At 40.3% G+C, this 24983-nt stretch carries 25 protein-coding genes and 1 other RNA gene; 8 read left to right on the top strand and 18 right to left on the bottom strand.

Annotation, left to right across the window (positions count from 1 at the left end):
• Positions 1–42 precede the first annotated feature (42 nt).
• The 3 genes from GFH30_RS04295 to GFH30_RS04285 form a co-directional block, all read right to left on the bottom strand.
• Complete coding sequence (locus tag GFH30_RS04295; protein WP_153371066.1) at positions 43–924, bottom strand: alpha/beta hydrolase; 882 nt, start codon at positions 922–924, stop codon at positions 43–45.
• Positions 914–1591 carry a BON domain-containing protein gene (locus tag GFH30_RS04290; protein WP_153371065.1) on the bottom strand — a complete coding sequence of 226 codons (678 nt, stop codon included), beginning with the start codon at positions 1589–1591 and terminating at the stop codon, positions 914–916. Before GFH30_RS04290 ends, GFH30_RS04295 begins: the two co-directional genes overlap by 11 nt.
• 121 nt (positions 1592–1712) lie before the next feature.
• Positions 1713–2135: a YraN family protein gene (locus GFH30_RS04285; RefSeq protein WP_153371064.1), complete on the bottom strand. Its 423-nt coding sequence runs from the start codon at positions 2133–2135 to the stop codon at positions 1713–1715.
• A 317-nt stretch (positions 2136–2452) separates the two neighbouring features.
• On the opposite strand from GFH30_RS04285, the gene rsmI reads away from it, so the two are divergent.
• Positions 2453–3295 (top strand): 16S rRNA (cytidine(1402)-2'-O)-methyltransferase, encoded by an 843-nt coding sequence (gene rsmI, locus GFH30_RS04280; protein ID WP_153371063.1) that lies wholly within the window; start codon positions 2453–2455, stop codon positions 3293–3295.
• Positions 3296–3345: 50 nt separating this feature from the next.
• Here the strand turns inward: rsmI and GFH30_RS04275 are convergent, their stop codons facing one another.
• Complete coding sequence (locus GFH30_RS04275; RefSeq protein ID WP_153371062.1) at positions 3346–3594, bottom strand: hypothetical protein; 249 nt, start codon at positions 3592–3594, stop codon at positions 3346–3348.
• A gap of 180 nt (positions 3595–3774) precedes the next feature.
• On the opposite strand from GFH30_RS04275, the gene GFH30_RS04270 reads away from it, so the two are divergent.
• A protein-coding gene (locus tag GFH30_RS04270; protein ID WP_171501460.1) for an IS5 family transposase occupies positions 3775–4526 on the top strand; the annotation gives its coding sequence in 2 pieces (ribosomal slippage) (positions 3775–3997 and positions 3997–4526; 753 coding nt in all).
• A gap of 93 nt (positions 4527–4619) precedes the next feature.
• Here the strand turns inward: GFH30_RS04270 and GFH30_RS04265 are convergent.
• The 6 genes from GFH30_RS04265 to GFH30_RS04240 form a co-directional block, all read right to left on the bottom strand.
• Positions 4620–5867: an FAD-dependent monooxygenase gene (locus GFH30_RS04265; RefSeq protein WP_153371061.1), complete on the bottom strand. Its 1248-nt coding sequence runs from the start codon at positions 5865–5867 to the stop codon at positions 4620–4622.
• Positions 5864–7072 carry a 2-octaprenyl-6-methoxyphenyl hydroxylase gene (gene ubiH, locus GFH30_RS04260; RefSeq protein ID WP_153371060.1) on the bottom strand — a complete coding sequence of 403 codons (1209 nt, stop codon included), beginning with the start codon at positions 7070–7072 and terminating at the stop codon, positions 5864–5866. Before ubiH ends, GFH30_RS04265 begins: the two co-directional genes overlap by 4 nt.
• Before the next feature lie 249 nt (positions 7073–7321).
• On the bottom strand, positions 7322–7558 hold the full coding sequence (locus GFH30_RS04255; protein ID WP_153371059.1) for a DUF378 domain-containing protein: 237 nt from the start codon (positions 7556–7558) through the stop codon (positions 7322–7324).
• 317 nt (positions 7559–7875) lie between these two features.
• Complete coding sequence (locus GFH30_RS04250) at positions 7876–8835, bottom strand: GGDEF domain-containing protein (RefSeq protein ID WP_227551565.1); 960 nt, start codon at positions 8833–8835, stop codon at positions 7876–7878.
• A gap of 184 nt (positions 8836–9019) precedes the next feature.
• Positions 9020–10345, bottom strand: a complete 1326-nt coding sequence (gene pepP, locus GFH30_RS04245; RefSeq protein WP_153371058.1) for a Xaa-Pro aminopeptidase — start codon at positions 10343–10345, stop codon at positions 9020–9022.
• Between the two features lie 129 nt (positions 10346–10474).
• On the bottom strand, positions 10475–11107 hold the full coding sequence (locus tag GFH30_RS04240; RefSeq protein WP_153371057.1) for a UPF0149 family protein: 633 nt from the start codon (positions 11105–11107) through the stop codon (positions 10475–10477).
• Between the two features lie 64 nt (positions 11108–11171).
• On the opposite strand from GFH30_RS04240, the gene GFH30_RS04235 reads away from it, so the two are divergent.
• The 3 genes from GFH30_RS04235 (at position 11172) to ssrS (ending at position 12293) form a co-directional block, all read left to right on the top strand.
• Positions 11172–11729 (top strand): hypothetical protein, encoded by a 558-nt coding sequence (locus tag GFH30_RS04235; protein WP_153371056.1) that lies wholly within the window; start codon positions 11172–11174, stop codon positions 11727–11729.
• Positions 11726–12013 carry a cell division protein ZapA gene (locus GFH30_RS04230; protein WP_153371055.1) on the top strand — a complete coding sequence of 96 codons (288 nt, stop codon included), beginning with the start codon at positions 11726–11728 and terminating at the stop codon, positions 12011–12013. The genes GFH30_RS04235 and GFH30_RS04230 overlap by 4 nt, the downstream gene beginning before the upstream one ends.
• Positions 12014–12111: 98 nt before the next feature.
• Positions 12112–12293: non-coding RNA, 6S RNA (gene ssrS / locus GFH30_RS04225), on the top strand.
• Between the two features lie 483 nt (positions 12294–12776).
• On the opposite strand, the gene GFH30_RS04220 is transcribed toward ssrS, so the two are convergent.
• On the bottom strand, positions 12777–14066 hold the full coding sequence (locus tag GFH30_RS04220; protein ID WP_153371054.1) for a class I SAM-dependent methyltransferase: 1290 nt from the start codon (positions 14064–14066) through the stop codon (positions 12777–12779).
• Between the two features lie 53 nt (positions 14067–14119).
• Positions 14120–16291: a TonB-dependent receptor domain-containing protein gene (locus GFH30_RS04215; RefSeq protein WP_227551562.1), complete on the bottom strand. Its 2172-nt coding sequence runs from the start codon at positions 16289–16291 to the stop codon at positions 14120–14122.
• A 316-nt stretch (positions 16292–16607) separates the two neighbouring features.
• On the opposite strand from GFH30_RS04215, the gene GFH30_RS04210 reads away from it, so the two are divergent.
• From GFH30_RS04210 to GFH30_RS04200, 3 genes are read left to right on the top strand one after another with little or no spacing between them, the layout of a single operon-like run.
• Positions 16608–16964 (top strand): hypothetical protein, encoded by a 357-nt coding sequence (locus GFH30_RS04210; RefSeq protein ID WP_153371053.1) that lies wholly within the window; start codon positions 16608–16610, stop codon positions 16962–16964.
• A 1-nt stretch (position 16965) separates the two neighbouring features.
• Positions 16966–18816: a PepSY domain-containing protein gene (locus GFH30_RS04205; protein ID WP_153371052.1), complete on the top strand. Its 1851-nt coding sequence runs from the start codon at positions 16966–16968 to the stop codon at positions 18814–18816.
• Complete coding sequence (locus tag GFH30_RS04200; RefSeq protein ID WP_153371051.1) at positions 18813–19151, top strand: DUF3325 domain-containing protein; 339 nt, start codon at positions 18813–18815, stop codon at positions 19149–19151. Before GFH30_RS04205 ends, GFH30_RS04200 begins: the two co-directional genes overlap by 4 nt.
• A 186-nt stretch (positions 19152–19337) precedes the next feature.
• Here the strand turns inward: GFH30_RS04200 and GFH30_RS04195 are convergent, their stop codons facing one another.
• From GFH30_RS04195 to thiM, 6 genes are all read right to left on the bottom strand, one after another.
• Positions 19338–19796: a hypothetical protein gene (locus GFH30_RS04195; protein WP_153371050.1), complete on the bottom strand. Its 459-nt coding sequence runs from the start codon at positions 19794–19796 to the stop codon at positions 19338–19340.
• Positions 19797–19856: 60 nt separating this feature from the next.
• Positions 19857–21062 carry a YncE family protein gene (locus GFH30_RS04190; protein ID WP_406565745.1) on the bottom strand — a complete coding sequence of 402 codons (1206 nt, stop codon included), beginning with the start codon at positions 21060–21062 and terminating at the stop codon, positions 19857–19859.
• Positions 21063–21320: 258 nt separating this feature from the next.
• Positions 21321–21953 (bottom strand): HAD-IA family hydrolase, encoded by a 633-nt coding sequence (locus GFH30_RS04185; RefSeq protein ID WP_153371048.1) that lies wholly within the window; start codon positions 21951–21953, stop codon positions 21321–21323.
• The gene (locus GFH30_RS04180; protein WP_153371047.1) at positions 21953–23065 is read right to left on the bottom strand and encodes an LLM class flavin-dependent oxidoreductase; all 1113 of its coding nucleotides are present in this window, start codon (positions 23063–23065) and stop codon (positions 21953–21955) included. The genes GFH30_RS04185 and GFH30_RS04180 overlap by 1 nt, the downstream gene beginning before the upstream one ends.
• A 17-nt stretch (positions 23066–23082) precedes the next feature.
• A complete protein-coding gene (locus GFH30_RS04175) occupies positions 23083–23919 on the bottom strand; it encodes a sulfurtransferase (RefSeq protein WP_153371046.1) in 837 nt (278 codons plus the stop codon).
• Complete coding sequence (thiM, locus tag GFH30_RS04170; protein WP_153371045.1) at positions 23916–24767, bottom strand: hydroxyethylthiazole kinase; 852 nt, start codon at positions 24765–24767, stop codon at positions 23916–23918. Before thiM ends, GFH30_RS04175 begins: the two co-directional genes overlap by 4 nt.
• Positions 24768–24983: the final 216 nt, after the last annotated feature.

The raw sequence follows: 24983 nt of genomic DNA, 5'->3' as shown, positions 1-24983 counted from the left end.
ACGCTTTGGCTCAAGTTCTGAATACATTGATTTTCAATATATTTACTTAAACGCATCTTCCAATGCCCACAACACTTTTGCTTTCGTCATAAAGTAACGACTAAACAAGCTCGATAATGAGCCAACGATGGTGATGTGACCTAATTTTGGAATCATTACGACTTCACTATGATTGCCATGTTCTTTTAATACCCGATCCAAATCATGACTATTAAAATGCCCAACAATTTTGTCTTTTTCCGCAATCATTAAATAATGCTTGGTTGGGGTTTTCTGCACAAAATAGTACGGCATAACCTGTTGATAAGGCACGCTTTGATCAAACGCATCTGCGCATAATGGATCATCTTTATAATCAAAATGATATGGACCAGCCAAACCAATAATCGCGCGCACGCTCAACGGCTGATTGAGTGTATTCGATGCAGGATAGTGCACGCCTGACATCACATTAAATGCACCTGCGGAATGCCCCATCAGCACAATATTTTCTGCCGAAATCTCATGCTTGGCTGCGGATTGCTGCAAATAGCTCAGCAAAACATGCAAATCATCGACATAAGCGGGGAAAATATGCTCAGGTGCCAAGTGATAGTTCATCACAATGACATCGTAGCCCTCGTTGGCAAATGCCTCACCAATAAAGAAGTAATCCTTTTTATCCCCATGTAACCAAGCGCCACCATGCACAAAAATAATTAACGGTCGATGTGCAAGTGGCTGCTCACTTTTAAACAAATCAAAGCGCTGACGAGATTTCAGACCATACGCCAATTGGGTTTGAACGGTATAGCCTTTTTTAGGCGTCAACCGATTCAGCGTGTAACTGGCAAAATCATACAGCCTAAAATCTTGATAGCGCTTCTTTACTAAACCAAAATTGTTTGCAACCTTCGCTTTAACCGCATTGACCTTATTGAGCATCGGTTGGTTCTGCGTTATTTGGATCAATGGCAACTGGGGTCTGTACATGCGGCATGAGCGGCGTGCTATTGCTATAGCCTTGTCCTGCATACGCTTGATCGACATTATCGACCAATTTCACAATTTTAGTGACATTACCGACTTGAGTCAGCACTTCATCTAAATCTTTTTCTTCGGCACTATTTAAACGCCCCATGATATACAGCACACCATCTTCAGTATGCACATTCAATTTACTGTCCGCCACAATCGGGGCTTTCATAATTAAACCGCGGGTGTTGGCAGTGACAGCAGTGTCTTGCATGATGGTGCCATAGCCAATTTGGCTACCAATGGTAATGTAGTTATGTACCGTTTTAACATCAGTCATGGCTTTGACATTGTCTTCTGCCAATTGGCGCAAATGGGCATCAGGCACTTGCCCAGTAAGTAGAACATTGCCATGAAAACTTTCAATATTGACACGTGATTCTTTAAAACGTGAATCGAGTTTATATAAATTTATTTTTGCAGTACGGGTAATAGAAGAATCAATAAAGACTTGTCCTAAACTACGTGCACCCAAGTCTGTCCCTACAGGTGCTGGTCCTGTGCCATTCGAAATAAAGCTTGCACAACCCGATAGAGATGCGACACACAGCATTGTTATTGCAATACGCTTAACCACTCAGCAAAACTCCTCATGTTATCCAATCTTGTTAATATTATTGAATCTAAACTGCCAAGGCGATGTCTTTATTCATGCTTGAATAGTGACATGATCTAAAGATAAATAAGTTGCGATTTCTTCAAAGATTAATCAACTCTGGATCAAATGTAAAAGCATTTTCAATCCATTGCACATCATAGGGGTATTTGGTGAAATCATGCTGTATGTTTTTTGAAAATTGTTGATTAAAATCAAAACAAATCACGTCAAAACGATAATAAAATGCCTGAAATTCAGGATGCTGTTCTAAAAAACAAAAGGCCGTGCGCACCATCTTTTTTTGTTTAGTGTAAGAAATAGATTCAATCGCATGCGCATATTGTGTCTGAGCTCGTGCTTTAACTTCAACAAAAACCAGTTCTTGCTCGCGTTGTACAATCAAATCTAATTCACCATAGCGACTGTGATAATTCTTTGCCACCATCAGAAAGCCATGTTGTTGCATCAAGTCAAATGCAGCCTGCTCTGCCCAACGCCCCAATGCTGCTGCCCTATCCGACATGCTTGATATACCTTGTATTGAACATTATTTTCGTTATCTTCTCGGCTATTTTATGCAAAATTGAGTCCATGCAGGAGAAATGATATTTTTCCTATGCTTATTCCATTATTTTGCGTGCTGACATCGCTTATATTAAAAAAATAAGCAGTTCAAGATGACAACATTCAGTCAATTAAAGATCGGCTGATGATCTTACTCACGCCTCATGGCTTGAATCAGGTAGAATATGTCTGATTTTGTGTTTCAGTGGCTCATTGGCCGTGACTCAATCTCTTTTTTATTTTTAATCTTCCCAAATTTTGCATACGGAGAAAATCATGAGTGCTCAGTTATTTGTTGTTGCGACTCCAATCGGGCACTTAGATGATATTAGCTATCGTGCAATTCAGGTTTTAAAATCAGTGAGTATTATTGCGGCGGAAGATACCCGTACCTCGTCACAACTGTTAAAACACTTTGGTATTACTACCCCGCTAACAGCCTGTCACGATCATAACGAAAGCAATAAAATTGATCAGCTGATTCAACGCCTACAGAATGGCGAAGATATGGCACTTATTAGTGATGCAGGTACGCCTCTGATTAGCGACCCCGGTTTTAAATTAGTTCGTGCCGCACAAGCTCACAATATTCGCGTGATTCCTGTGCCGGGTGCTTGTGCCGCGATTGCCGCATTAAGTGCGGTCGGTTTACCGAGTGACCGTTTTAGTTTCGAAGGTTTTTTACCTTCAAAACAAAGCCAACGTTTGCTTAACTTAGAAAAACTCAAAGATGAAACACAAACCTTAATTTTCTATGAAGCACCGCATCGTATTTTGGATTCTGTTCAAGATATGGCAAATGTCTTTGGTGCAGATCGTGCGGTCGGTTTTGCCCGTGAGATCACTAAAACGTTTGAGACCATCAAAAAAATGACCTTGGGTGAATTGGTTGAATTTATCAAAAATGATCACCATCAGCAAAAAGGCGAGATCGTGTTAGTCATTGGTGGTGCGACTGAAGAAAAGGATCTGGAACAAGAAAAATTGGATAAATTATTGCTGCGTTTACTACAAGATTTATCCGTTAAAGCTGCTTCACAATTGGCAGCAGACTTGACCGGTATGAAAAAGAAAATTGCCTATCAACGTGCGCTTGAACTGACCCAAGCCAACGATTAAATTCTAATAAAAAAGCACCACAGATGTGGTGCTTTTTTATGCCTACAACATTAGTCGCGCGCAGATTCGTCTGCAGGGACTTCAGTGATTTTACCACCGCGCGCAAAGAATGCGGCTAGTTCATCTTCAAGTGCTTGACGCTTTTTCAGTTTCGCTGTCACGGTTAACGTTTCAGCTTCTGACACATCAATATTACTGTTTGCATCTTCGCTGACTGCGGCGCCTTTTTCCGCAGCTTGAGCTTCATCATCATCGACTACAGAATCTTCAGCATCATCATAATCATTCATATCTGTCATTTTTTTCTCCCCACCAACGACGGCTATTCACTACATTAAAGCTATGTTTAGATTTAAGAGAAATTTAGCAATCTCTTTGGTTTTCGACTAGGGCGTGTTCTCATTTCAAAAAATAATGGTGTAAGTATAATTGGATGCGTTTAAAATCTGCTTCTTATTCATTTTATTGACATTTTTAACATGACACGCCGAGTTTTAACTGATGATATATGGCTGCAATTGCAAAACACAATGCAGCTTTATGGGTGTTATCGCTCTAAAAACAGTAGAAATATCATGGAAGCTATACTTTGGAAACTGCGAACTGGTGCAACTTGGCGTGATATCCCTGAAGACTTATGTCCTTGGCAAACTGCTTATAATCGATTTAATCGTTGGGCCATTAAGGGCTTGTGGGATAAGTTTTTTTTAGCTTACGAGGCACATTGGATACAGAATGGGTATTCATTGATGGAAGCTACATCCGCGCTCATCAGCATGCAAGTGGAGCTAGGCACGGTGAAAATAGAGCAATTGGAATCTCAAGAGGCGGATCAACTACAAAAATACACTTGGCCACCGATGCCAATGGATATCCGCTTGATTTTGAAATCACTGGAGGTGAAGTCCACGACAGTCAAGTTGCACCACGGTTAATTGACTTGATTGGGGCTGCTGAATATTTGGTGGCAGATAAAGGTTATGACTCTGAAAAAATTAGAGAATATGCCAAAAATCACGCCATGATTGCAGTTATTCCGAGAAAATCCAACAGCGCCAAAAGTAATCCTGAATTTGATGCTTATTTATATAAGCTACGTCATTTAGTAGAAAATGCCTTCGCACGTTTAAAGCATTTTCGTAGCATAGCAACGCGATTTGATAAATTAGCGAGAAATTACAAAGCCATGCTTCGACTTGCCTGTATATTTATTTGGTGTAAAGCCAAATGAGAACACGCCCTAGTAGTAATGATCAAAAAAACGTATCTTTTTTAAACAAAATCGTTACCAATTGACCGTGTTTGTTTAAAAAATAACATTTGCTCACAAAGTCGCATAGCGTGTGTGCTTTAACTGACTTAAACCATTGGCTTGTGCCATAAAGGCATCTTTGAGCAGACGCTGATTTTCGACTAAATTTAATGCGAAGTTTCTTGCCCAAACGACAGGAAATAAACCGGTTGTTTCAAGCCAGCCAATCGCTGACATTGAATGCATCATGGCATCATTTTGTCCTTTACGACAATGCTCATAACGCTTCAAGGTTTGTGCATGTGCCCAAACCCCACGGTCTTTATCATGTAATAAGGCATCACATAATACTGCCGCATCTAAACAGCCAATATTTACCCCTTGCCCTGCCAAAGGATGAATCACATGCGCCGCATCACCAATTAATGCCAAGCCTTCTTGCACATATTGCTGTGCAGCACGGGCTTTGAGTGGGAATTTAGCACGCGGTGAAGCAGCTAAAACTTCACCTAACATATGGTGACTTTCACGGGTTAATAATTGGATAAAGTCAGCATCGGATAAAGCGGCATATTCATCGGCATAATCATCCGGTAATGTCCACACGATCGATTGCCAATAACCTGCTTCTTCTGCCTTTAAACTGGCCATCGGTAAAAATGCCAAAGGACCCGTTTCTAGAAAAATTTGACGCGCGACATGCAAATTAGGCTGCGCTGTTTGAATCGCGCAACTAATGCCTGCTTGTTTATAATCCAAGATATCTATATCAATAAATGCTTGTTCACGAACAAAGGAATTTGCACCATCTGCACCAATAATTAATTTGGTGTGTAATTGACTGCCATCGGCTAAATGAACCATCCATACCCCAACCCCGCGTTCAATCCGACTGACACGAACTTCAGTACGGTAGTCAGAAAGCTGTTCAAGCATTTTTTGTTGAATGGCTAAATTTAGAATACTCGGCTCCACCATCGAACCTAGTGCCTGATCCACATTTGGCGTCTTTTCAGTGCTTTCACCAAAGTTGATTTCGCCATAGCCATTTTTGTTCCAAACTTGCATGCCCGTATAAGGCTGTTGACGTGCGAGTTTGTCCCAAACACCGACTGTTTTAAGCAAGTGAATGGTCGCTTGACTCAAAGCCAAAACCCGTGGGTTTGCGGCATTTAAGGTTTTTTCAGCATCTAAAATAGGTGCAGCGTCAAGGACTGTCACCTGAACACCGCCTTGTGCGAGTAAAAGCGCAGTTAACCCACCAACGAGTCCACCACCGACAATGACTACATCGAGAATTTCGTTTTGACTCACAGTCATGACTTCAACCCCATGGCATAGTTGGCGACGAGTGGCTTAATACCGGGAATATTCTCAAAACACATTAATCCCGTATTACGGGCTAATTTTAGAATTGGATTTTGATTACTAAAGCCACGGACCACTGAATCACAGAATTTAATGACACGTTGCTGATCTTTCAGGCGTGCTTTTTCATAGTCTTGTAGCATCGAAGCATCGCCTAAATCAGCAGCTTGTGCTTGTTGCTCTTTTAAATAACGCACCAACACATAGGCATCACGCATACACAGATTAAAACCTTGCCCTGCGACAGGATGAATCGTATGCGCGGCATTCCCCATCAGCACCACACGTCCCACCGCTTGTTTTTCTGCTAGCACTTGTGACAATGGGAAACTAAAACGACGCCCTGTTTTTTGGAATTTACCCGCACGATCCCCATAAGTTTCTTGTAATGCATCTAAGAAATGCTGATCGTTATGTTCACCGAGCCATTCATCTTCCGTACCTTTTTTCACGGGCCACACCACAGAACGATGATATTCACCCGGCAACGGCAATAAAGCTAAAGGACCTAAATGACTAAAACGCTCAAAGCCGACATGATGATGAGGTTTAGAGGTTTGTACCGTAGTGACAATCGCAACTTGGTCATAATCATGTTCAGATGCGCCAATCCCCAATGCTTTACGGCAGAATGAATCACGCCCATCTGCAGCAATCACCAATTTAGATTGAAGTTTATGGGTGTACTCCCCACGTTTCGCTTCAATATAGGCAAAGTCAGCATCTTGAGTGAGTGAGGTCACTTGTACGCCATCGATGAGTTCAATCAGTGGCTCTTTTTGAACTTGTGTGAGTAAAACACGACCTAGCCATGCATTTTCAATTACTTGTCCAAAGCTTTCGACTTTTTCTTGTTCAGCTTTGAGTCGCGCCTTACCAAAGCTGCCTTGTTCAGTAATATTCACTTCTAAAATGGGTGTTGCATGTTCTTGTAATAATGCCCAAAGCCCCAGCTCTTGATAAATCTGTACACTACGGCGCGATAAGGCACTATTACGAGCGTCAAAACTGGAGTGATAGGTTGCAAGATTTTCATCATCATAATTTGGATATTTGATTGCTTCTAAAAGTTTGACTTCAATCTTGGTTTTCGCCAACATCAGTGCGAGGCTCAAACCCACCATCCCACCACCGACAATGATGACTTCTTGTTGCATGCTGTGATCCTTGTTTGGTTGGTATCTAAAGGCTAGATACATCTAAATCATGATGGATTTTATCTTACCTTAAAGTATTTTATTTTTATAATGAAATAGCGCATACACGCCTCTAGATCGACAAACTCAGGGACATTTTAACGATAAATATACGATTTTTGTGAGTGAAAATGATTGTTCGGTCTAGCCGTGCACAATAAAAAACGGAGCCTTAGCTCCGTTTTTAAATATTTCACTTAAGCCAAGTGATTAACGTATACCTGTTGTAGGATGATCGTGATGTACCGTCTTACCCAGCTTGGTGCCCGTATAAATCAGGTAAATCGCAGATAAACCGACCAATACATAAACAATGCGTGACAACGTGCTCATCTCACCGAAAATGGCAGCCACCAAATCAAAGTTGAATGCACCTACAAGGCCCCAGTTTAGACCACCAATAATGGCCAATACATAGGCAATCCAATCAATTGTTCCAAATCTCATCGCGTTCTCCTTTATTTGTTTTGATCATTTTTAAAAGTACGTGTTTTACTTCATAAGTATGCAAATCTGAGCGCTTGAAGTATGTTGCTGAGATGCTACCTGATGCATGATTGTGTTGCTTTGATGTAGAAAGTTCATTCAGCATTTTGAGTTGGGTTGTTTTTCTTTAAATTATTCACGATAAACGTAAATTAAATAGCAAGACTGACAACTCGGCAAATAGCTAGATTTTTATATGTATACTCAAAAGCCTGATGCATAAAATAAAAAGCCGAGCATGTGCCCAGCTTTTTATACATTTCATTCAAATGATCGCGCTAGAATGATTGTTTCATGCTGCGCTTATGGGCATACATCTGCTGATCTGCTTGAATTAAGGTGTGTTGTAAATCTCGGTTTAAATGTCGCGTTGAAAAACCGAAGGCAGCCTGAATAGCCGCGTCATTAAAAACATTCATCAAACGTTCATATAAAATATGTGCATCTGCTAATGACATTTCAGGGCATAAAATCGCGAACTCATCACCCCCTAAACGTGATACCACGTCATTCGTTCGGGTCGTTTCAATTAACAATTTTGCGGTTTTTTGAATGAGTGCATCGCCACGATCATGCCCAAACGCATCATTTATTGTTTTTAAATTATTTAAATCGATACTAAAAATAGTCGCAGGAAGTCCATAGCGTTGACAGCGACCTTCCTCTGCACTTAATAAACGATCCCAAGCGCGACGATTAAACAAACCTGTTAATCCATCCGTTAAGGCTTCCACCTCGAAGCGCTCCTTTAAGCGGCGCTCCTGATTACCGCGCAATTCACTTTGCAAAATGGTGCTTAATAGATGACCGAGCAATTCAATCAAAGGGGCATGTTTTACAATATCTTCTGATTGCTCTTCGGTATCAATGGCACACATGGTACCAAACACGGAACCGTCTTCATTCAACAGTGCCTGACCAATATAGGATTTGATCAATAAATTTTGGTTAATTGGTGCTGATGCATACAAGAGAATATCATGCGCAGCAGGTGCAATTTTAGGTGTTTTACCTTGCACCATCTGATAACAAAATGAATCTGCCCAACGAAAAACGTCCCCGCCTTGAATATCATATTTATCATTTTGTGTCTGTAAAACAATCCAATCATCCCCTTCGACACGGGTAATCATCCATAGCCCAAAGCTGAGATGTTCATGTAAATATTGCAGCACTTGCTTAGCTGCAACTTCAAAATTTTGAAAATCTACATGTGGTGGAGGAAGGTTCAACATCATACAAAATATTTAAAGCAGAGATTTAGCCTGCCATGATATGACATTTGACACGTAGATGTACTTTAGAAATTGTAATAAGCCACTCGCTTAAAAAAATAAATAAAACTTATGTGAAATAGATCTCAATTTAACGCTGAATATAATAAAGCCGATCAATTGATCGGCTTTATTCACAAGCAAAAAATCAGGAATTCGCCATTAATGCTTCAATATCTTCGACCGTTTTAACCACATTTTTGGTCAGCACCAAGGGTCCTTTTTTGGTCGCAACCACATCATCTTCGATACGAATACCGATGCCGCGCCATTTCGCATCAACGGTTTCATCATCAGGCGCAATATAAAGACCCGGCTCAACCGTCACCACCATACCTTCTTCATATGGACGCCATTCACCATCGACTTTATAGCTTCCGACATCATGTACATCCATCCCGAGCCAATGCCCTGTACCGTGCATATAGAACTGACGGAAACGCTCTGATGTAATAATTTCATCTAGATCACCTTGCATAATGCCAAGATCAAGTAAACCTTGCACCAAAATACGCACTGCGACATTGTGTGGCTCTTTATATGAGTTGCCGATACGTACTGCATCAATGGCAGCGATTTGTGCATCGAGTACCACATTATAGAGCGCTTTTTGCTCAGGACTGAATTTACCATTCACAGGAAAAGTACGGGTGATATCTGAAGCATAGAATTGATATTCACACGCTGCATCAATCAGCACCAAATCACCATCTTTCAGTAGTTTATCATTTTCCACATAATGCAAAATACAGCCATTTTCACCGCCACCCACAATGCTGTTATATGAAGGCACACAGCCATTTTTACCAAAGATATAATTCAGCTCTGCTTCTAACGCGTATTCCATCATGTCAGGTTTGACGCTTTGCATAGCTTTGGTATGGGCTTCAGCAGAAATATCGGATGCGATTTGCATCAATTCCAACTCTTCAGGGGTTTTGATGAGACGCATTTCATCAATAATACGATCCAGCTGAATTAATTGCGCTGGTGCTGAAGTACCACGACGGGTTTCACCATTGGCTTCTTTAATCCATGTTGCGACACGTGCATCAAAAGCGGCATCATGCCCAATTCGGTAAAAGAGTTTTTCTTTATTTTGTAATTTCGGCAGAATTTCTTCGTCTAATAAATCAATGGCATAAGCTTCATCTGCATCGAAGTCTTCAATCGCGCCATCAATCCCCGCACGATAACCATTCCAAATTTCCATATCACGATCACGTTCACGGCAGAATAAACTGAAACTATAGCCTTCTTCACGTGTGGCAAATGTTTCAATGACCGCAACTGCTTCAGGCTCGGCAAAACCTGTTAAATAAAAGAAACTACTGTCTGCGCGATATTTATAGTCTGCATCGCGGTTGCGCATTGCCACTGGACTGGTCGCAATCACAGCAATACTGTTTAATCCCATTTCACCGGCAAGAATTGCGCGACGTTCTTCAAAATCAGCCTGTGTTAGTTTTTTCATGCCGTATGACTTCTTATCAAATAATAGATATAACGTATCAAATAGATGTGCAGTTTCAACCCAAGATTGAAGCAGGAGAAAGAGTCAATCTTGGGTCAATTTCATTTTTCAATATGAAAAATGAAAGGTTTAGCTTGGACGATTCGGGGTAAACATTTCCACAACGCTTTGTGCATCAGTCGCTGTCGTTTGTGCTTTAACCGTTTTGATAAAGCGTTTTAATAATGGCGTATCTTCAACACTTACTTTTTTACGACCCACTGACAAGCTGACCGGAATTAAACGAACAAACTCATACAACTCTTGATAGCTTTCTTCGCCTTCATCGTCATCATCTGATTCATCAAATTCAACCGCAGCAACGTCTTGTAAATGTTCAATCCATTCACGCTCATCTTGGCGAATATTGCCTGTTGCCAAACCAAAACCGAGTACAACACCTGCACACCAGTCTGCTAAAGCTTGAACACGATCTGCCAAGACATGTTCATCATCTGGAAGTAGCGGTAAATAATCGAGTTCATCTTCAGACAATGCATTAAAGACATCTTCTGCTTCAGTGGTTAAAAGTTCTAAAGCTTCTGGCTCTAATTCTGGCACTTCTAAGGTTTCAAGAATTTGTTGCCACTCTTCACGGGTGGGTGCTTGGGTAATACACACAATACCCGTGAGCAAACCATGTAGCTCGCTTGGGCTAGAAATTTCTTCAATTGAAGAAAAATTGCGGTACCATTCTGACCAACCTGAAATATCGTCTTGCATTCGTTTATCCAATCTCTATACTGCTTATATATTACCTTTGTTTGCCCTACTGTGCGACCTCGATATGTTAGAAGAATTACAGCGCCTACACGTGCATATTGGCGTTTTGAAAACGCGACTTGCACAATTTGAAAGTGAAAACTCAGATTTACGTGAACAACGAGATTCATCTGCAGAAAAACATGAAGCTCAACTTGCTGAAAAGAACAGCATAATCACGCAAAAACAACAAGACTATGATGTTTTAACTGAGCAACTCACGGAATCACGTTCTCAATTTCAACAGTTAAATCAAGATGCAACGGCGCTTGCAGATCGTTATAGTCGTCTTGAAAAAAGCTGTACCGATTTAAAAAATCGTTTCCAAGAAATTTTAGCGGAACGTAATGAATTACGCGTACTGAAAGAAAAATTACTGAACGAACAACAACAAGCCAAACAAGAAATTCAGCGTTTAAATCAAGAATCTGAACGTCTGACGCAAAAAAATGAACATGCCAAAGCGAAAGTTGAAGCGATTATTCAGCGTTTAGCCATTTTGGGTACAGCTCAAGATCAGCATGCACAGGAAATTCAACAATTGGCTCACCCCACGGAAGCGACTGAGGAAGCGTCATCATGAGTGAACAAATCGCATTAGACTTAAGAGTATTAGGTCATAGCTTCCGTTTGGCATCGACACCCGATCAAAAAGATGATTTGGAACGTGCAGCTCAATTACTCAATGATAAATACGATGAATTTCGTCGTAAAGCACCGCGTATGGAACCGAGTAAATTGGTGATTATGGTGGCACTTGAGTTAATGCAAGAAGTACTTACCATGAACAAATCGTTACAGCAATATGCGCACTGTGAACGTTTATTGGCAACCATTATGGAAGAAGTGGAAGCGTTTTCTGAATAAACACAAAAGTTTGCAGAAAATTCACGCAATTAAGTGTGAAGTTTACAGTTCTTGCACAGCATAGATTTGCCACACCACAAATATCGTTTATACTAAAGCCATCTCTGAGGTGTTCGCCAGCGGGTCTATATCCCTGCCGATACTTATATCTCCGGATGTGTTCTGTATATTTAGAGTGTATGCCTGCCTTCGTGCAGGAAACCCAGCAAGTATGCGTCGCGTCCACCTTGAACTCATCGGGTTCAGGGTAACGACATTGCAGCGGCATCGTCGGAGTGTTTTTAATGATTGTGTTCTAACCGTCACAAATAAAATTTCAAAATTCCCCGCCAAATCATTTTTAGCTCTTTGTATACGCCATGTATACCCAAAAATGGTCTATCAATCTTATCTTGATAGAAAAATGAAAGTTTCAAAAATAACTCAATATTTCCTATAAATGTCAGCGCTTTTTTCTACTTTGCTGGCTCTCATTATGTCTAGCCTCAAACCACTACAAAGCTATTGTCCTATTTTAATCTCATGCCTGTCATGGTTACTCGATCAAAGCTATATATATGAGTAAATGCACTTTCTATATATCCATCAGCTATAGATATTTTTTGACCTAGCCTCTCCTCCCTTAGAATTGCTCTATAGGAATAAATTGAGCATATACATTTAAGCCTATTTATTCCTGTGAATTGACTACAATCTGCATAACCACTTATTTTAGTTCTAAAACGCTTAAACGATGAGCATCACTCCTATAGAAACTTTTTTGTTAACTGACATAGATTGGAATGGGTGAATTTTCTTTAAATCTTAACGCAATTTTTTTTACTTCCATAAACTGATTAAATTGATCCGAATGAATTTGATTTCTCTTATTTCCTGAACTTTTCACTGGATAAATATATTGATTACTCAACAGCAAGAATAAAGTTTCAATTAAATAAATAGGATTCTGCTGAAATTCTGTTAACTGTATAAAGTCGTTAAAACCCCGTTTTTCATGGGCAAAGGCAGTTAGCATTTTTTCGATCAACTTTTCGGATGCAATCATCTCTCCAATTGGTGTTTGGAACTTTGTAACGTTGGCGTTTGCTCCTAAATGCACTAATTCAAATTTCATTTGCTTCAGCACTTCTAAATGTTCATTTTGCTGAAGTTGAATCGGATGTTTTTGGTAAATGTCGGTGCGTTGTTTACTATTTCGAGCCAGATCTTTTAAGTATTCTTTTAGCTCAGGTATTTTTACTTTACTCACCATGGGTTGCAGCGCATTTGGAATACTAATGCTGTCCAAATTTTCAGTCGGCTCTGCACTTCCAATATAGGTTAAGCCACTTAATTGATGTGCCTGTTGATGAACATCGACACTATATAAAGGTTGCCAGTGATCGGTGAGAAGTTCATGTGTCAAATAGTCAGAACTATTGTTCAACGTATTCAGCAATGCCTCCATTTGTGGTTGATCAACAAAGGCACCATGTTCATGCAAATCGTTAAATAAGGCTTTTCCAAGTTGAATACTTTCAGTAGATGCTGTGGGCACGTGCTGATCAATTAAGTTAAATAACTTTTGTACAGGTTGTAAATGTAACGAGCCTGGATAGCACATATAATGTAAATAAAAAATCCCCTGTGATTTAAGGAATTTTGCCGTTATGGCTAAAATTTCTTGTTGTTGTATTGGTGCGACCCACGAATACGCGCCATGCACCGTAATAAAATCAAACTGAGTTTGATTGCACTCATAAAAGGTTTGAAAATCCGCTTCAATAAACGCTATGTTTTTAAGCTCTAATTGCTCAGCGAACGCTTGCGCCTCACGTATATGCTGCGAGTTGAAATCTACACCTACAAAGTAACTTTGTGGATGATTCATTGCCGCGACAATTAAATTGATACCCGTTCCGCAAGCTAACTCTAAATAAGAAAAAGGAGCGGTAAAATCGACACCTTTAAATCCTAAAAACTGAGTGATCGTATTTAACCACTCAGGTTGCATTTCCTTATAAAAGAATGCTGGAAAAACGGTATCAGTGACGTAGCCCTGATTTCTTTTCATACTTCACCTTTGGAACTGTAGCGATTTAAAAATAGGGCTTTCGCCCTATTTCCTTAGAATTTATAATTTAAAGCGAAATTATATCGTCGACCGTCCAATACCCACGAGTTGCCATCTTCAAGGACGTTCTTATTGGTCAGGTTATAAATACCTGTTGAGAATTGAAGCTTTTCGTCGTGCTTATAGACTGCGCCTACGTCCACAAAAGTATATTCAGGGGTTTGTACGTCGGATGTATTCCCGACTGTCTTACCACGATAGTTCAGTTGGCTCCATAACAGCAATTTGTCATTTACATCCCAATCTAGCCCTGCATTAAACATATGCTTAGGGATATCATTTAATGGTTTGCCTTCATACTGACCAGACTTTTGCTCACTGTTGGTATATGTATACGAATGACGATATTTCACATTGTCCGTGATTTGATAATCTGTGGTGAGTTCAATGCCACGAATTTGTGCTTCATCCACGTTATAGTTATAGGTATAACCATTGGCATTGTAGGGTAGCTCAGGATGTTCCTTATAGAAATCGCTGTCCGCGTCTTGACTCCCTTGCATACGTGACGAACGGGTAATTTTGTCTTTAAAGTCGGTTTGGTAGAACATCAAACTCGCGAGTAGACCTAAATCTTGATTTTCATAAGCAAAGCCTGTTTCGTAGGTTAGGCTTGTTTCAGGTTTTAAATCTGGATTTGGCATGATTGCCCCACCCATTGAGTTCAACATATATTCAGGCGATGAATTACGCAGACTGGGTGCTTTATATCCAGAGATCACCCCGCCTTTAAAGGTAAAGCTGTCTGTGGCTTTATACACGGCATAAGCTTTAGGACTGAAGTTATCTCCAAAGAATTCGTTTTCATCTAAACGACCACTGAGCGTCAGTGCTAGTTTGTCCGTTACACTCCATGTATCTTCAGCAAATAACGACCATTGGTAACGATCCATCTTGGTGACCTGACCTGCCATTTCGACATTTTGGTTAGATGTACCATCTTCTAAGTTTTCTTTTAAGTAACGACCACCCACGGTTAAAGTATGCTGATCAAAGAAATAAGTCCCTTGAGTGTTAGCCGTTAAAGTTTCAAATAAAATACCGCCTGGATTGGTAATGCCATTCACTGTACGGCCTGTAATTGCATTATTTTCGTCTTTATCATACTGAATATATGACGTAAGTTTTAAATTATCGTAATCACCATCATGGGTCAGGCTATAGCTATTTTTTTCAAGCTCAGAATATGTACGTGTATTTGGCACTACATCAGATTGATAAATCGCATTTCCATTTTTATCCTTTTCACCCGTATCAAAAGCGGGATAATAGTTATTATTAGATAAAATAAAGTCTTCACCCCCTATGTCAACTTTAGAACCTGTGGCAGAAACGTACTTCGTATAACTTTTACCGGGGTTATGGGTACGCTCTTGTTGCGTACGTTTATATTCAGCTGTGATGGTATTTTTATCATCCGGGGTATATACAAACTTGGTTCCGATGTTTGTTTTTTGGAAATCAGGCTCACTTTCACCCGTTTCAGCAGTGTTCTTTTGCAGTGAACTTTCATCAATCGTTTGAAGACCTGCCGTCACTTGTAAAGACAACAAGTTATCAATTAACGGTGCATTGACATAAAGGCTGGTATTGGTTGCATCATTGTTCACATCATTGGACTTATCCGCTTTGATATATTCGGTACGAATACTTGCAGTCAAACGATCTTGATGTTTCTTCGTGATGATATTGATCACACCACCCATGGCATCTGAACCATAAAGTGAAGACGATGGGCCACGAATAATTTCAATACGCTCAATCGACTCAATGGGTGGTAAGAAGTTAACCGATGCACCTTGAATACCGCCGTTGGTTGTCAACAGACTTCCATCATTCATAGGACGACCATCAATTAAAAATAGTGTATATGCTGAGCCCATACCACGAATAGAAACAGTTTGGTTTGTACCACCACCCTGTACAAATACACCAGGTACATTTTTTAAGGCATCCGTGACATCACTATATGATTTTTTTTGAAGTTCTTCGGCTGTAATCACCGATATCGTTGCTGCAGCATCTGCAATATTCTGTTCGTATCCACCTGCCGTTGTGACCACAATCGTATCTAGCTTTGCTGTTTGTTCTTGTGCTTGAGTAGGTAAACCCATTGCTGTAAGTACAGCAAAAGCCAATGTTGATTTCAAAAAACGGCTATTCATTATAAATTTCCCATCCATAATTATGGAGTAAATATGTAGATTTTGGCTCATTGTAGTCAAAACAAATGAGAATTCAATAGCAAATGATAATTATTATCATTAATGTAGAGGCGTGGATTGCTAAATTTTTCTTCATATATGTGTTTTTTAAAACTCTATTTCTGATTTATTTTAGTTTATAAACAATGAGTTAATTAATAATTAACTATCTCACATGCTCATAAAATAATATTTTAAGATAATGATTCAAAATATAAATAATAATTGTTATCATTCGCAACAATAAAATTCCCAATAGTTGTGGAGCGAATTTTCAATGATGAGTAGTCCGAATATGGATGTTGTAGCCGCTGATCAGGTTCTTACATCTAAAACATCGTCCGAAACTAAATATAAGCCAAAAATAATGTCTTATCGTTTCATGATTTTTTATCGTTTTCTATTAGCAGCTTTAGGTGGGTATATATTGGCATCCCTTGTTGCCATTGTAATTGCACAATTATTTTCTGATTTTGGTACGAGTGCAGCGATGTCTGCGACATTAATAGCTTTTACCTTGCAAGCCTGTGCATTTATTTGGGTATTTATGGTGAATAAAACATTAAAAGCAAGTTTAGGCATCATGATTCCATGTGTTTTGTTCTACATCATCTACCGCTTTTTAGGACGATAATATGAGACCCGATGCAAAACCAGAAGGTCCACGCCAATCGATGTCATGGCTACATACATGGGCAAGTCTAATTTTAGGTTGGCTGTTGTATGCCATCTTTTTAACAGGCACTTTAAGCTTTTTCCAAAATGAAATTAGTACATGGATGAAGCCAGAATTTCATCAATCTGTGCCTCAACCCTCTCAAATTGAACAAACCCGTGTTGCATTAGACTACTTACAACAACATCATGCCGATGCAGGCAGTTGGTCAATTCAACTCCCCAATTCTCGTCAAAATGTGACAACAATTAGTGTGCGTGGTGTCGACGAAGACCCACGTGCACGTCGCGGTGGCACGCGAATTACCCTTGATAGTGCAACAGGTGAAGTATTAGAAGCTCGCGAAACACGTGGCGGTAGCTTCTTGTATCGTTTTCATTTTGAATTGTATGGCTTACCGCGCATGTGGGCACGCTGGATTGTGGGTATCGCAACTTTACTCATGTTGGTTGCCATCATTAGTGGTGTCATTACCCATAAGAAAATTTTTAAAGATTTCTTCACCTTCCGCCCTGGTAAGGGGCAACGCTCATGGCTCGATGCACATAATGCGACTGCTGTATTTGCACTCCCCTTCCATATCATGATTACTTTCAGTGGTTTATTATTACTTCTATTTACGATCATGCCTTGGGGGGTCAACCAGATTTATGAGAATCGCGGTGCATTTTTACAAGAGCAACGTAAAAGCCTGATTCAAGACAATGGCAACAAAGCTGAATCGAAGGAAGGTCGTGATGAACGCGGTGGCATGTCTGCGCGTGGTGACGGCGAAGAACGTGGCTTACGTAATAGCGAAGGTCACGCTGAACGTGGGAATATGCAAGCACGCGGTGATCATGCAGAAGGTCGTCAAGAACGTTCTAAAGGTGAAGGTCGCCCACGTGGAAAAAACGAACATGCTGCTATGAATGTACGTGGTGACGGTGAAGGCAGACGTGGTCGTGACGAAGGTCGTCGTGAACGCCCTGCAGCATTGACAGATTTCGAACCGATTTTTGCAACGGCGCAAAAAGAATGGCCTAAAAATGAAGTCGCAACCATCACCATTATTAAACCAAATACGAGTAAAGCAGAAATCGAGCTGAAAGCGCTAAATGGTGTCAGTGTTGCCTATCGTAATGTTTACCCAAGCTTAGCGTTCAATGGCGTAAATGGTGAATTGAAGACCGATCAAACTGTATTCAAAACCCCTTCTGTCGCCAATGGCATTTATAACGTCTTTACCTCGTTGCATGAAGCACGTGGCGTTGACTTAGCCTTACGTTGGTTACTGTTTATGTCAGGTGTAGTGGGCACCTTAATGATTGCAACAGGCTTGATTTTATGGTGTATCAAACGTGCGCCACAACAGCAGAAGCAAGGCTATAAATCATTTGGTTACCGTCTGGTGGAAGTCACAAACATTGCCGCCATTATCGGTTTACCGATCGCATGTGCTGCATATTTCTACGCCAATCGTTTCATTCCTGCGGATATGGCGATGCGTCTAAATTGGGAAATCCGAAGCTTCTTTATCGTCTGGGCATTGGTATTGGTTTATGCAATTATCCGAAATCATCGTCAAGCATGGTTAGAACTTTTAGCCTTTGCAACGATTGCTTTTGCACTCCTCCCCATTGTAAATGTCTTAACAGGTGGGCAAGCCCTTTGGAATACCATAACGAATGGTCAATGGATGATTGCCTCTTTTGATCTTGCAATGTGGGTCATGGCACTCATCTTCTTATTTGCATTCAAACGAGTGAAAAGTCATAAAGGCTTGGCTACGAAGAAAGGTAAAGTGGCGATAGAGGAGTCTGTATCATGATGTTCTTTTTACTGATTTGGTCTATTACCTCGCTTGGATTCTTTGCACTAGCAGCATCTATGCAAAAACATCAAAAACAAATATTTGGACAAATATTAGCTGCCCCTAAAACCCGACTTGCCACAATTTTGGGTTGGATCATTTTAGCCGTTGCTTTAGGACTTTGTGCTATCACTGGTGCACTTAGTAATATGATCAGTTATTGGGTCGGTAGCTTGAGTTTTGCTGCCATTTTGGTAGGACTAAGTCTGAGCTACGCGCAAAACAAAATTAAACTTATTGTCATTGCGTGTGCGGTGGTTGCACTCATCACTGGAATCATGTGCAGTATTTAAGTGATTGAGTTTTAATATGCAATAAAAAGCTGATCTTGGGATCGGCTTTTTATTTTTAAAGAAATTAAGATGCATTATAGAATTATTTTTATTGTTCAATACATTTTAATGTTGCTTAATTGATGTAATCATCTTTAAATTCATCGGGTTCAGGGTAATAATATTGCAGCGGCATCGTCGGAGTGTTTATTTTTTCAAATCATTTTCAGCATTTATTTCTTCAATAAATGCGACCAATTCAGTTTCCATTTCTGGAAAAATCTGTTTCAAAAATTCTAAGTAATTCAATGCTTCTTGCGGCTCGACAAGCCCTTGTCTGACCAATTCATTTTGCGATCTCATCATGTCTGTGACTTGTCTTAAATCTGGCTTTTGCCCTTCAATCATATCAAACGAAAGTTCACCTAAAAATTCATACAATCTTGTTCGCTGCTCTAAGAATGCTTCATCTTTTTGAGTATCCGAAGATATTTCCACTGTCGTGGTTTGTGGATTAAGTTGAGATACGTTTTGCTTCAATACGATTGGATGAGTTGAATTGCTTTGATGCAGTTCAGCATTATTTGGTTTCAGCAAAAATACCAAGGCTGCCAAACTCAGAATCATCGCTATAAACAAAAAACTTATTTTAGAAAACTTAGACATAATTTTTCTTTTGTTTAAAAGATACTGATGAATTGCTCAATCAGTATCTTCTTTCAATTATTATTTTGTAGACCAATCTGCTGGTGCATAACCCAAACGTACGCGTTGTGGATGATTTCCAACAGGCACGCTCAACACTTTATTGCCTGTAGCAAAATCAATCACGGTCACAACATCCGTATCACTTTCTGAAATTAAGCAGCTTTTGCCATCTGGACTACGGGTTGCCCAATAGGGTTTTCCTGCGGGAATCAATTTTCCAGCTTGCAGGGTTTTACGATCGACAATGGTGGCATAGTCATCCATTGTGCCTGCAACACAGAGTTTTTCTCCATCAGCGCTGATAGATAAACCATGATGACGTGAGTCATTAACCCATTTGGTGCGATCTTTCGGAATTTTAGTGCTGCCCGGTAATTGACCAATACGTGTCACTTTATCATTGATTAAGTCGTATTCGACCAAGCCATTGAAAAATGAAACTTGTGCATACAGTTTGGTTTCATCATTGCTAAAGACCATTGGGCGTACTGAATTAGATAAATCTTTACGACCAAACTTGTCTAGTGCAGGACGAAAATCAATTTTCTTTAACACGCTATAATTATTGGCATCTGCAATCGTGATCATGCGCTTACCCTTGGTGAAATCTTGCCAAGATGCATCTAATGGTGTTTCAACATTACCAATCGACGAATTTAAGATTTTATTCCCGCCCGCAAAGTAAATATTTTCATGTGGTTTGTCGCCTGTTGGAAAACGTCCCAATTCCTTCCCTGTATTGATATCTAACACATGAACGACATTACCTGAGGATGCCGATACAGCCACACGCTGACCATCTGGTGAGACTGCCATATGATCAGCACGGAAACCTTCAACCTTGCTACGCCAGTTTATTTTTCCTGTCTTAATATTAATCGATACAACATCGGCAAAACTTGGACGAGATGCCACAACCGACTGACCATCTGGAGTTGAATACATATCATCGACCAACTGATCATTACCCTGTCCAGCAGTCGCTTGAATATAGGTGTAGGCAATCAGCTGAATTGGATTTAGATGAATTTCTTTTAAGCGTTCTTTTCGATCAGGAATCATATTAATGACACCTACTTTAGAAAAATCACCGCCAGATCGAATCACCGTGACTGTACCATCCCAGTTATTTCCGACAAAAAAGACTTGTTGCGTATTTGCAGGTTGTATTGGGGTTGCTGAAGCGGCATGAATCGACCCAATACTGCAAGCGGATAGCCCCATAACCAAAGCCGTTAACTGTATCATCATCTTATTGTTTATCATTTTTATTCCTCATTTTATTATTGTGCTTCTTTATCGCCCTTTATCTTTTCCATGATAGACGGCGATTTAATATACAAAGCTCTCAGCAACTCTGCTGAATAATCCGATGAATGAAAATGTATGCGCCTTCAGAACATGACGTGCTAAGCTTTAAATATTGGACATAAAAAATTAGACCCCGCGGGATCTAATTTTTTTACAACACATTAAGAGTATTTAGTCCAGATATTTGATCTGACCAAAGTCTGAGATATGCGTATATGCAGCGTCTTCAGCACCCACAACAATAACTTGAGCACCAGCGGCCTGTGCTGCCTGAATACCTGCTGCTGAATCTTCAAACACTACACATTGCTCAAGCGGGATATGAAGTAGCTTCGCCCCGTTTAAATAACCTTCGGGATTGGGTTTCCCCTGAACAATATCTTCCGCTGCGACCACATATTCTGGCATCGGTAAATCTGCTGCTTGCATACGTGCAAAAATCAACTCGCGTTCAGAAGAACTGACCACTGCCCAAGGTACATGATGTTGATTTAAAACCTGAATAAATGTTGCAGCAGCTTGAATGGCTTGCGTATGAACTGATGCTGCTAAAAATTTCTCGGTTAACTTTTGATAATGCAACGAACAAGATTCATCGTGAATAAAGTTCGCCACAATATCTTGAGTCCGCTTGCCATGCGAAAAGTTCAATACAGCGTCAGCATCTAAACCTTGCTCAACCGCCCAGTGCGATAAAATATCTCTAATGAGCCCTGTTGATTCAACCAAAGTACCATCTAAATCAAATAACACCGCTTGAAATTCAATTTTCTCAAACGGCTGATCTTGAATTAAAATCTGCATTATTCACCAATGTCTTTTAACAAGGGCAAGAGCAACTTCGCGGTATATTCTGCTTCTTCAATCAGAGGCCAGCCCGACATAATTAAGGCGCTTAAACCGGCTTCTTTATGATAAGTTTCGACTTGTGCTGCGATATTTTCAGGGCTACCGACCAAATATGCTGCTGAAGATGCAAACCCGAAAATGTCCAACGATGACCAAGCACTCATGCCGGCAAATAAATTATCTTCTAAACGTAACGATTCAAGCGGTGGCAACTGACCTTTACGGATGTAATCCACCCATTCTTGGCGCTGCGCATCGGGTGCTTTAAAGTCATGAATACTTTGCTCACCACCCGTTTTACGTTTGATGGATACATCTAATTTTTGCTTCAACAATTCAGCGCCAGTTTTTTCAAAAATTTGATAGAACTGTTTTTCAGCTTCAGCTTGTGATGTACGTACAGTGACACTGGTCAATGCACCCAAGTCACTAAATGTACGACCATTATCTTTGGCTGCCGCAACAGCACGTGAGAATTGATCTTTCACACGATGCAATTCACGAATCATCAGTAAGTATACGTTGACCACTTGCCCTGCATGTTGAATACCTGCTGCGGAATCTCCTGTGCCCCAAAGCGGAATACCATTTGGTGTTGTCGGTTCAATGGTAAAATCTGTGTTCGGGAACAGTGATTTATTGCCTTTGTTATAATGGGTTTGGAATTCTTCCCAGTAACTTTGACCGAGTGCATAACGCGTCTCAGGTGTTAAGTCGACCCCATAGGTACCAATACGCTGTGGCGTACCATTAATATGATTAAACAACAAACGGCTGCCATGGAATTTCTCAAAGGTCAGGGCTTGTTCTGCTAAAAGTTTAGCGGGGGTTAACCCTGCATATTCAGCCACCAAAAACTTCATATTTTCGGTAGAACCCGCGACAGACGATGCCGAGGTTAAAGGATCGTTCGGCCATGTTGCAACCAAAGCACCATAAAATCCGCCTTGATCAATGGTCTGAGCTAATTTTTTATAGCGCTGAAAATCAACTGGATAAAACCCTTCAGACATCCACGGGTATTGCCCATCCGCAGTGCTCAAATACCATAATGCTTTAATCGCCATAACATGTTCCTACTTTTTCACACCATTATTTGAAGGGGTAAATCGGGATCTGCACTCCACTCTGACATCGAACCATCATAAATTTTAATGGATGTTGCCTGAGCCTGACGCAAAGCCAATGCGGCTCCGCTTGCAGTAATCCCACTGCCACAATAGACAATGATTTCTCGGTTTAAATCGAGCCCAAATTGGGCAACAAAATTGAAAATTGACGCTTTAAATTTGCCGTTTTCATCTAAAAATTGGGCAAATGGAATATTGATACTTTTCGGGATATGCCCTGCACGCGAGTAGCGCAATTCATCACCACGAAAAACTTCTGCTCTTAATACATTTAAGAGTTGTACATTCGAATGCCCTACAACGACATTTTTGACATCATTAATGTCTGCAAAATAAGTCGAATCAAATGTCAACGCTGCGACATTGAAAGATGCGATTGGCTTTTTGATCTGATCAGATACGCTTAAGTTCTGTTGTTGCCATGCCTTAAATCCACCGTGTAAGACCTGAACTTGCGGATGCCCAAATGCTTTCAAAATCCAAAACAGTCGCGCTGCCCAAATATGATTTTCTCGGTCATAAATCACGATGGGCTTGTGCCAATCCACCTGAAACTTTTTCAGTGAATCCAACATCTCGGTTTTATTCGGATATTGATATTCAAGCGCTGTTCTTAAATTGCAAAAGTCTTGGTTTAAATCCACATACTGTGCGGTTGGAATATGGGCGTGTTTATACAAGGCGCTTGCCTTTTCAGCTTGAATAGGTTGCGCAGTTTTAGCACCAACTTCAAAAATCTGCACAGTATTCAGTTGTCTTAATAGCGTTTCTGGCTGGATTAAATCGTTCATGCGACATCGAGTTCTTCAATACTGAATTCTAAATACGTCTCAAAATCTTCCGCAGTCACTTTATATAATTCATTTAAAAATTCACGTTGAAAATCACCCGGTGCATCGACTTTTAAATGCGCTTTTTTACCTGCCACCGCATAGTGCGCATGGGCACTGACCACTGCATTAAATGGGTTGGTCACTGCTGTATAAGCTGCCACCAAAGCACCGAGCGAACAGCCTGATGCCGTTACTAAGGGGAAGAAGAAACTGCCGCCTTTAATCTTAGCCAGCCAATATTTTTCTTTATCATTAACTTGGGTTTTGGCAACAATATGATCGACTTCTCCCGATGCTGAAACCACATGAGTATGCTCAAGCAAAGACCGTGCTGCACCAACTGCATGGGCAGGGTCATTCGAGCTATCAAACCCTTTGCTATTCGAACCTAAGCCTGCCAAACCAATAATTTCTGAAGCATTACCACGCACAACTGTTGGCTTTGATTTTAAGAACTCTGCTGCCAACTGACCACGCCAAGACAATGCACCTGCTGCAATCGGATCAAGTACCCAAGGCTTTTGAATGCTATTGGCTTCCTGAATCGCAAGTTTCATCGCTTCTACTAAAGCACTGGTCGGTGTTCCCAAATTTACGACCACGCTATTTGCAAAATGCACAAATTCAGCTGCTTCTTCAGGATTATCGACCATTGCGGGTGACGCTCCTGCACTCAACAGTACATTCGCCATAAAATTCACAGAGACACTATTGGTAATACATTGCACCAAAGGTTTAGATTGTTTAAGTGACTGATGTGCTTGAATAATTGAGGCGATTGTCGGAATTTGATTGGTGCTCGTCATGGCAACATTACGACCCTATTAATTACTTGATTATTCACATTATTGTGCAATTCCATTTTCGACAAAAATAACTAAATCCACAATGTTTATTCTTTTTTTATATTTAACAAAAATTGCTAAGCTTTGCTGTTTATTCGCTATTCCAATAGCTACAGTCATATCATGCTAAAAGCTAATTCATCATGAATATATCATCCATGTCTAACTATCAAAATC

This window comes from Acinetobacter wanghuae (assembly GCF_009557235.1).
GTDB classification, from domain to species: Bacteria; Pseudomonadota; Gammaproteobacteria; order Pseudomonadales; family Moraxellaceae; genus Acinetobacter; species Acinetobacter wanghuae.
The sequence above is the reverse complement of the archived record's forward strand: the minus strand, read 5'-3'. Positions and strand labels throughout refer to the sequence as shown.